Origin of the sequence: Arsenophonus endosymbiont of Bemisia tabaci Q2, assembly GCF_902713415.1 — a bacterium.
GTDB lineage: Bacteria > Pseudomonadota > Gammaproteobacteria > Enterobacterales > Enterobacteriaceae > Arsenophonus.
Window position 1 is genome coordinate 1 of the sequence record NZ_CACTIE010000135.1, and the last position, 7941, is coordinate 7941.

A 7941-nucleotide genomic window follows, 5' to 3' on the forward strand; every position below is an offset into this window, starting at 1 on the left:
CGCTGTTTCTCGGATACTCAACCCTTCTTCTTCCATGGTAAATATCACTTTACGTCTAAAATCAATTGAATAGTTCATATAAATAATGTCATCAAAATTAAGTCGCTTAGCTATACTTCGTTCAATGAAGCATGATCGAAATTTGCATTGTTAAATTTAGAATGAAAAATATACGCTTGATTTAAAGAGGTTTTACAAAATGATGCCCCTTATGAATCAATTGAATCTAAAGTCGCGTTATTTAACAATGCTAAATCTAGATATGCATTTTTTAATGTAGTGGCTTTAATTTCTCTGTTAGGTAGTCTTAATCTGGCCAGTTTTGGATTACTCAAGTCAGCCTTAATCAATGTTGCGTTATCTAGATTAGTGCCGGCTATAGTAGCTCTTACTAACAATGCTGAGTCTAATACTGCATGATTGAATGTCGTGTTTTGAATGGTTGCATCGACCATGTTTACGCGAGGCGAGTAAGTGTTGCATGATCAAAATTAACGCCAGATAGGATCGTTTTTTCTAACAATGCAGAATCTAACTTTGAATGATTGAATGTATTGGTTTTAATTTCTCCGTTGGCTAATTTTAGGGTAATAATTTTTGTGTCGGTCAAGTTGGCATAAGTAAGTTTTGCGTGATCAAAATTAGCACCAGCTATAGAGGCTCTTTCTAATAATGCTGAATCTAATTTTGCATATTTGCGCTGGATAAGTCTGTTCCGTTTAGATTTACATTTGAAAAATATGCCCTGCTTAAATCAATTCCTTCTAAAATTCTGGCAGATAGATCGGTATTTAATAAATGAATCTTGCCTTCCTTTATAAATATGTTTGGATCAATCCTGTTATGTAATAACATTAAATTGGCAGTATTTTTAAATCCTTTTATATCAATATCTGAAGTAAAACTCTCTCTTTTCTGTCCTTCAACAGTAACAGATAGTTTGTCTGAATGATATTCAGAGGGTTTAATAGCTACCGTGCAACCATCAAAATTAAATTTGAGTTCTTTAGGAATATGATAACAATTTGAATTGGCAATTTTTTCTTCTAGAGCGGTGGTCATTGTTTGCATGAAATTATCGTATTGTTTAGATAATTTTCTTTCCACCCCGCCTAGGGTAAAAAAGTTTATAATATGTTCAAGTAAGCATTTCGGTGACGTAGCTAATTCTTTTCCTTCTATCGGATTAATATTTATTGCGTAATTAGTAAACATTGAACAACGATTGGTATCCATATTTATATATGCCATACTTCTTATTTCCCTAATAGTATTAAATTTAAAATAAACGCAATTGGTTTATTTTCGATTAATGGTATTACAACAATAGATATATATTAATATTACTGAATATGTTATTAGTATTGATATATAATCAGATATATCAATTTATACTATAAAATTTTTCTAATTTTTCTTTAAATTCAACATAATAATGCCATGTCTAATAATTTATATTAGTGGGTATTTATTTTATCAGATCGTTAATTTTGATAAGATCAGACGTATAAGCTTTTTAATATTCATATTTATTTTCTTGATGTTGTTCAACATCAATTATGCTCATAGCCTATTACCAATACTTAAATTCTATCAATAGACTTTTGCAGATTTCCTAATGAGTTAGTTTATATTTCATCCATAACTTGCCTGTTAACTTTTGAATGCAAATTTATCAATAAGTTATTTTTGTTCAGTTATTGGCCATGAATTTAAACTGAAATAGTTAATAAATAAATTACACACAGAAAAATCATTAATTTCACTGATTTTGTTTATAAAAAAAGCATATGATTTATAAAGACTAGACCTGCACTAAAACAGCACGTATAATGTATCCCGACTTAGGCCCCTTGGCTCAGTGGTTAGAGCAGGCGACTCATAATCGCTTGGTCGCTGGTTCAAATCCGGCAGGGGCCACCAAATTTTAGCTAAATAGCAGCCAATTGATACCACTCTCCTATGAGTAGTTTTTGCTATTCTAGAGCCACAGATTTTGCTTGTCTTTGTAGGCAACGGATTTATCACTAACAGCCAGCAGCTAGCGGTGGCGACAATTATTGACGACATCAGTGCAATTAAAACAACCATTTCTGCCCTACAACTAGCAATAATTAATATTGATGGATAACTAAATAATCAGATTGGAAATTGAATCGAGGGTGTTTAGGCAATATTTTGTTAGCGTTTTTAAAATGTTATCTAATTACAGTGGCTAAAACCTTTACTAATGATCTGCTGAGTTAACATATCTATCAATAAAAAAGCACCTCTAAATAGGTGCTTTTTTATTACGCTAAAGATAAATAAGCGTTTTATTCATCCAGGAAACTACGTAACACTTCTGAACGACTTGGATGGCGCAGTTTACGTAATGCTTTTGCTTCTATTTGTCGGATCCGCTCGCGAGTAACATCAAACTGTTTACCCACTTCCTCTAGCGTGTGATCCGTATTCATATCAATACCAAAGCGCATGCGCAGAACTTTTGCTTCACGGGTCGTTAAGCCAGCTAGAACTTCGTGGGTAGCTGATCTTAGACTTTCGGAGGTAGCAGAGTCTAACGGTAACTCTAGAGTAGTATCTTCAATGAAATCACCAAGATGTGAATCTTCATCATCGCCAATAGGTGTTTCCATCGAGATAGGCTCTTTAGCAATTTTTAGTACTTTACGGATTTTATCCTCAGGCATTAACATGCGTTCTGCCAATTCTTCAGGTGAGGGTTCACGTCCCATTTCCTGTAACATTTGGCGAGAAATGCGGTTCAGCTTGTTGATCGTTTCGATCATGTGCACTGGAATACGGATAGTGCGCGCCTGATCAGCAATTGAACGGGTGATCGCCTGTCGGATCCACCAGGTTGCATAAGTTGAAAACTTATAGCCACGACGGTATTCAAATTTATCAACCGCTTTCATTAGACCAATGTTACCTTCCTGGATCAGATCAAGGAATTGAAGGCCACGATTGGTATATTTTTTAGCAATAGAGATAACTAACCGTAAGTTAGCTTCAACCATCTCTTTTTTCGCTCGACGTGCTTTTGCTTCACCAATAGACATTCGGCGGTTAATATCTTTAACCTGTTCAATGGTTAAACCAGTCTCTTCTTCAATTTGTTGTAGTTTTTGCAACGAGCGTTGTATCTCTTCTTCGACTTCAACTAATTTTTCAGACCAGGGTTTATTTATTGCTTTTGCCGCAGCTAACCAATTACCATTGGTTTCATTACCTGAGAATAGCGTAATGAAGTTTTTCTTCGGCATCTTGCATTGTTCAATACAGAGTTTCATGACGAGACGTTCTTGAGAACGAACACGTTCCATCATATCACGCATATTATTCACTAAATAATCAAACTGTTTTGGTACTAAACGGAATTGTTTGAAAATCTCGGACAACTGCTCGATTTCTGCTACTGAATGAGCATGGTTACGGCCACTTTTTTGGATTTCAATGGACGTACGTTCATATTGCTCACGAAGTTCTGAAAATTTCTGGCGAGCGAGTTCTGGATCGACATTGTTTTCATCACTGTCGTCACTATCGTCGTCTTCGTCTTTATCTTCATCTTCGTCATCATTTAAGGCTTCTTCCGGTAACACTGAACCGATATGTGTTGCTGTCGGTGCTAAATCCTCTTCGGCGTTTGGATCAACGAAGCCGGTAATAATATCAGATAGGCGGACTTCAGCTTTTTCAACACCTTCGTATTGGTCTAATAGATAAGCGATAGCCTCAGGATATTCAGCAACAGAACACTGAACCTGATTAATGCCATCTTCGATGCGTTTAGCGATATCAATTTCACCTTCACGGGTCAGTAGTTCTACGGTGCCCATTTCACGCATATACATCCGCACAGGATCTGTTGTGCGGCCTATTTCACTTTCAACACTGGATAATACCTGGGCAGCAGCCTCAACAGCATCATCGTCAGTATCAGTGGCGGTTTCTGCCAGAATAAGATCGTCGGCATCAGGCGCTTCTTCCATCACTTGAATGCCCATATCATTAATCATTTGGATGATATCTTCGATCTGATCTGAATCGACGATATCTTCCGGAAGATGGTCGTTGACCTCAGCATAGGTCAGGTAGCCTTGCTCTTTACCTTTGGTAACTAGTAGCTTCAGCTGTGACTGCGGGTTTTGCTCCATAAGACGGTATCCACACTTCATAATAATTTGGGTTGGTGTTGGTCGGCGAAAACAAGTCAGCCAACAATAAAATTAAAGGGAATTTAATTATTTTATGTGCCATGCCCTTTACATCATGGCAACTTACAGGCGCTTACCCTACGTTATACGGCACTTAAGCCGGATGTTTTTTACTTTTTCAATATTACTGTTTTATTCTTGCAACAGTAATTAAACGAACTTCTTCACGTTCTTCACTGGTTAAGCCTTCTTTTCGCTCTTTTGCGATCAGAAATGCGAACCTTTCATCAAGCGCGGTAATAAATAAATGTTCCAACGCATCCTTGAACATTTTTTCCGCTATCTCTTCTATCTTTATATCGTTCCAAGTTGCGAGTTTTTCAAGTTGTTTAACAAATTTATTATTACGATAGCATTCCAATAGTTGACCAGTATTTATGCCAGGATGAGATTGACAAAGTTCAACTAACTCTAAAAACAGCGCTAATCCTGGTAATTGTGAGTGCTTAATTCCATCAAGAGTAGGAATTAGGCTGACAAAATTTGGATTTTGTACCAATAATGCGATCAATATTCGCATTGTTGTCGATTTAATTTTTGGTGTCTGATAATTTGTTTTTTCTGCCGATCCTTTTTCGATCATGGCAAAAATACGCGAAGTATCAGGAACACCAATAAAATTACCTAATTCTTGTGCCAAATATAACTGTAAAGTATCACCAGGCACTTTTTTAATTAAAGGGATAGCAAGATGATTGAATTTTGCTTTACCTTCATGATTGCTTAAATCAACTTGTGCAACCAATGTATCAAACAAAAATGTAGAAAAAGAGTCTGACTTATCCATCCGTTGTTCAAAATTTGTTTTACCTTCTTTACGTATTAGTGAATCAGGATCCTCACCATCAGGTAAAAACATAAATTGTAGTTGGCGGCCATCACTCAAATAGGGAAGTGCCGTTTCAAGCGTTCGCCATGCGGCTTCGCGACCGGCTTTATCCCCATCATAACAACAAATAACCGTATCTGTTGTCCGAAAAAGTAACTGGATATGCTCTGCCGTGGTTGATGTACCTAATGACGCTACGGTATAATTAATACCAAATTGTGCCAAAGCCACAACATCCATATAACCTTCGACAACTAATAGTTTAGAAAGTGCCAGATTATTTTGTGTTGCTTCATATAAGCCGTATAATTGACGGCCTTTATGAAAAATCTCAGTTTCTGGTGAATTGAGATATTTTGGTAATGTGTCATCTAAAACACGGCCACCAAATGCCACGACGCGTCCTCTACGATCTCGGATTGGAAACATTATACGTTCACGAAAGCGAACGTAAGTGCGGCCATTATTATTGGTAACTAACATACCAGCAGCATCTAGCTGTTTATGGCTATCAGCGTTTTTAGCGAAATGCTTGAGTAGGTTGTCCCAGCCGCTTGGGGCAAAACCGATAGAAAAGCGATAAATAACTTCATCACTTAAGCCGCGCTGTATTAAATATTGTTTTGCACTCTGCGAGTCTGATTTATTCAATAAATGTTGATAAATTTGATTAATTTCATCCATTAATTGATAAAGATTTTGTCGCTGATGCCGCTCTATTTGGTTTGAACTATTGCCGGTTTCATAAGGAATTTCCAGTCCGTGCATGGTAGCCAGTTCTTCAATCGTTTCGACAAAATCAAGCTTGTCATAGTTCATCAAAAAATCAATGGCATTACCATGAGCGCCACAGCCAAAACAGTGATAAAATTGTTTATCGCCATTAACTGTAAATGAGGGCGTTTTTTCATTATGAAATGGACAACAGGCGTGATGGTTTTTGCCTTGCTTTTTTAGCGGCACTTTAGTATCAATAAGATCAACGATATCGGTTCTGGCCAATAAATCATTGATAAATGTACGCGGGATTCGTCCAGCCATAAACTTTTCATTGATGAAAGATAACAAGCCGTGCTTTCTGTTAGAAAGCACCGCCTTCTTGTAATCACTTAATCACTGCTGTCGAATTGTTACGATTCTTGGACCGTAGCAATTAGTACAAACGAGTACGACGTGCGTTCTCGCGAGCCAATTTTTTAGCGTGGCGCTTTACTGCTGATGCTTTTTCACGTTTACGTACAGTGGTTGGTTTCTCATAGAACTCACGACGGCGCACTTCAGCTAATATTCCTGCTTTTTCGCAAGAACGCTTAAAACGACGTAGTGCTACGTCAAATGGCTCGTTTTCACGTACTTTAATTACCGGCATGTGCTTTTCACCTCAAAAAATCGGTTTTTGCTAGCAATATCATAGCCAGCTGTCTTTAAAATAGTGCGGAATTTTACTTCAATGTGTAGGGCTATGTAAAGTGCTGTATAAAAACGAAACGTACAAAATCACCCAATTATTTATTTTTAATAACAAAATAGTTGGCATAGTCTAGATGCTTAATGAATAAGCCCTACAAATTATTTATATTAAAAATAACTGATTTAATCCAGATAGACAGTTATTTATAGCTGGGCGACTTTAAAATGATTACAATTAATTACTCTATATCAGTAAATTTATATTGGAGAAAAACATATATTTTGTAATCAAAATTAAGACGCTTAGCTATATAAATAATAGTGGTGAAGGTAAAAACAATCAATTCTATTTTTCCTGCGTTCGTTGATCTTTGATGAACGTTAATTAAACGCTGATCCCATTTAGCGAAGATTAAAAAATAGGATAGATTAAGTTACTGCTAATAGAGGTTTATGTGCTAAGTGTATTGGTACATAAACCTCTTAATTATTAGAACCATCATGGTGTTAGCCAGCCAAGATAAATTTAAGCGAGTGGGTTTTTGATAAGTCGATTGAAGAGGACTTGAATTCGTCATCATCGATGACTGACCCGATCCTACTGATGACTAGCTAGAACCGGGTTTGAATTACGGCAAGTAAAAATTAGCTAGCTTTTTTCGCTGCCGCAGCGGGGTTGAAAATAGTAGTAGCAAAAGCATCGGCTTTCAGCGATGCGCCGCCAACTAATGCGCCATCAATATCGAGTTGACTGAAAAGCTCGGCAGCATTGCTGGCATTCACTGAGCCGCCATACTGAATAATCACTTGTTCGGCAATGGCCGGATCTTGTTTGGTAATATGGTCACGAATAAATTTATGTACCGTTTGCGCCTGGGCGGGAGTGGCTAATTTACCGGTGCCAATTGCCCAAATGGGTTCATATGCAATAACACTATTTTCAAATGCGCTGGCACTTAAGCTATTTAATACCGCATCGATTTGATGGGCGCAGACTTGTTCAGTTTTGCCGGCGCTATTTTCTTCTTCAGATTCACCGATACAAAGTACCGGTGTTAATCCTTGCGATTTTAACACAGCAAATTTGCGAGCGATAAATTCATCGCTTTCTTGATGATAAGTTCTACGTTCAGAATGACCGATAATAATATATTTTGCGCCAATAGCTTTTAGCATTTCCGCTGAAGTATCACCGGTAAAAGCGCCGGAAAGATTCACATCAACATCTTTTGCGCCAAGTGCTATCTTGCTACCGGTTAAAGCTTGTTTTGCTTGCGCCAGGTAAAGCGCTGGTGGGGCAATTGCGACACCACAGCCTGTGTGACATTATTTAATTCGTTACGCAAATTTTCAATCAGTTCTTCAACCATTTTTGTACTGCCATTGAGTTTCCAGTTCCCCATGACTAATGGATGCCGCATGTTTTCCTCCAACTATAGCTAAGCGACTTAATTTTGATTACACCATATTGAGTGCGAA

Annotated in this window: 6 protein-coding genes, 1 tRNA gene and 1 pseudogene; 1 reads left to right on the forward strand and 7 read right to left on the reverse strand. The window is 37.3% G+C overall.

The annotated features are described in order from the left end of the window. Positions 1 to 209: 209 nt before the first annotated feature. From ARSQ2_RS07575 to ARSQ2_RS07590, 3 genes are read right to left on the reverse strand one after another with little or no spacing between them, the layout of a single operon-like run. Positions 210 to 455 (reverse strand): pentapeptide repeat-containing protein, encoded by a 246-nt coding sequence (locus ARSQ2_RS07575; protein WP_181994920.1) that lies wholly within the window; start codon positions 453 to 455, stop codon positions 210 to 212. 2 nt (positions 456 to 457) lie between these two features. Further along, positions 458 to 742, reverse strand: a complete 285-nt coding sequence (locus tag ARSQ2_RS14845) for a pentapeptide repeat-containing protein (RefSeq protein ID WP_420837751.1) — start codon at positions 740 to 742, stop codon at positions 458 to 460. Next, positions 682 to 1236 (reverse strand): pentapeptide repeat-containing protein, encoded by a 555-nt coding sequence (locus ARSQ2_RS07590; protein WP_181994922.1) that lies wholly within the window; start codon positions 1234 to 1236, stop codon positions 682 to 684. The genes ARSQ2_RS14845 and ARSQ2_RS07590 overlap by 61 nt, the downstream gene beginning before the upstream one ends. A gap of 611 nt (positions 1237 to 1847) precedes the next feature. Here ARSQ2_RS07590 and ARSQ2_RS07595 point away from each other — a divergent pair. Further along, positions 1848 to 1923 (forward strand) — tRNA-Ile (locus ARSQ2_RS07595). 392 nt (positions 1924 to 2315) lie between these two features. On the opposite strand, the gene rpoD is transcribed toward ARSQ2_RS07595, so the two are convergent. From rpoD to tpiA, 4 genes and pseudogenes are all read right to left on the reverse strand, one after another. Beyond that, a complete protein-coding gene (gene rpoD / locus ARSQ2_RS07600; protein ID WP_181994923.1) occupies positions 2316 to 4163 on the reverse strand; it encodes an RNA polymerase sigma factor RpoD in 1848 nt (615 codons plus the stop codon). A gap of 184 nt (positions 4164 to 4347) precedes the next feature. Beyond that, positions 4348 to 6093 carry a DNA primase gene (gene dnaG, locus ARSQ2_RS07605; protein WP_181994924.1) on the reverse strand — a complete coding sequence of 582 codons (1746 nt, stop codon included), beginning with the start codon at positions 6091 to 6093 and terminating at the stop codon, positions 4348 to 4350. Positions 6094 to 6205: 112 nt separating this feature from the next. Next, positions 6206 to 6421 carry a 30S ribosomal protein S21 gene (rpsU, locus tag ARSQ2_RS07610; protein ID WP_026821546.1) on the reverse strand — a complete coding sequence of 72 codons (216 nt, stop codon included), beginning with the start codon at positions 6419 to 6421 and terminating at the stop codon, positions 6206 to 6208. Positions 6422 to 7107: 686 nt separating this feature from the next. Next, positions 7108 to 7883: pseudogene (tpiA, locus tag ARSQ2_RS07615) on the reverse strand (triose-phosphate isomerase). Positions 7884 to 7941: the final 58 nt, after the last annotated feature.

Coding starts and splice junctions, on each gene's coding strand:
- ARSQ2_RS07575 (WP_181994920.1), bottom strand. CDS start 455: ATGGTCGATGCAACCATTCAAAACACGACATTCAATCATGCAGTATTA.
- ARSQ2_RS07590 (WP_181994922.1), bottom strand. CDS start 1,236: ATGGATACCAATCGTTGTTCAATGTTTACTAATTACGCAATAAATATT.
- rpoD (WP_181994923.1), bottom strand. CDS start 4,163: ATGGAGCAAAACCCGCAGTCACAGCTGAAGCTACTAGTTACCAAAGGT.
- dnaG (WP_181994924.1), bottom strand. CDS start 6,093: ATGGCTGGACGAATCCCGCGTACATTTATCAATGATTTATTGGCCAGA.
- rpsU (WP_026821546.1), bottom strand. CDS start 6,421: ATGCCGGTAATTAAAGTACGTGAAAACGAGCCATTTGACGTAGCACTA.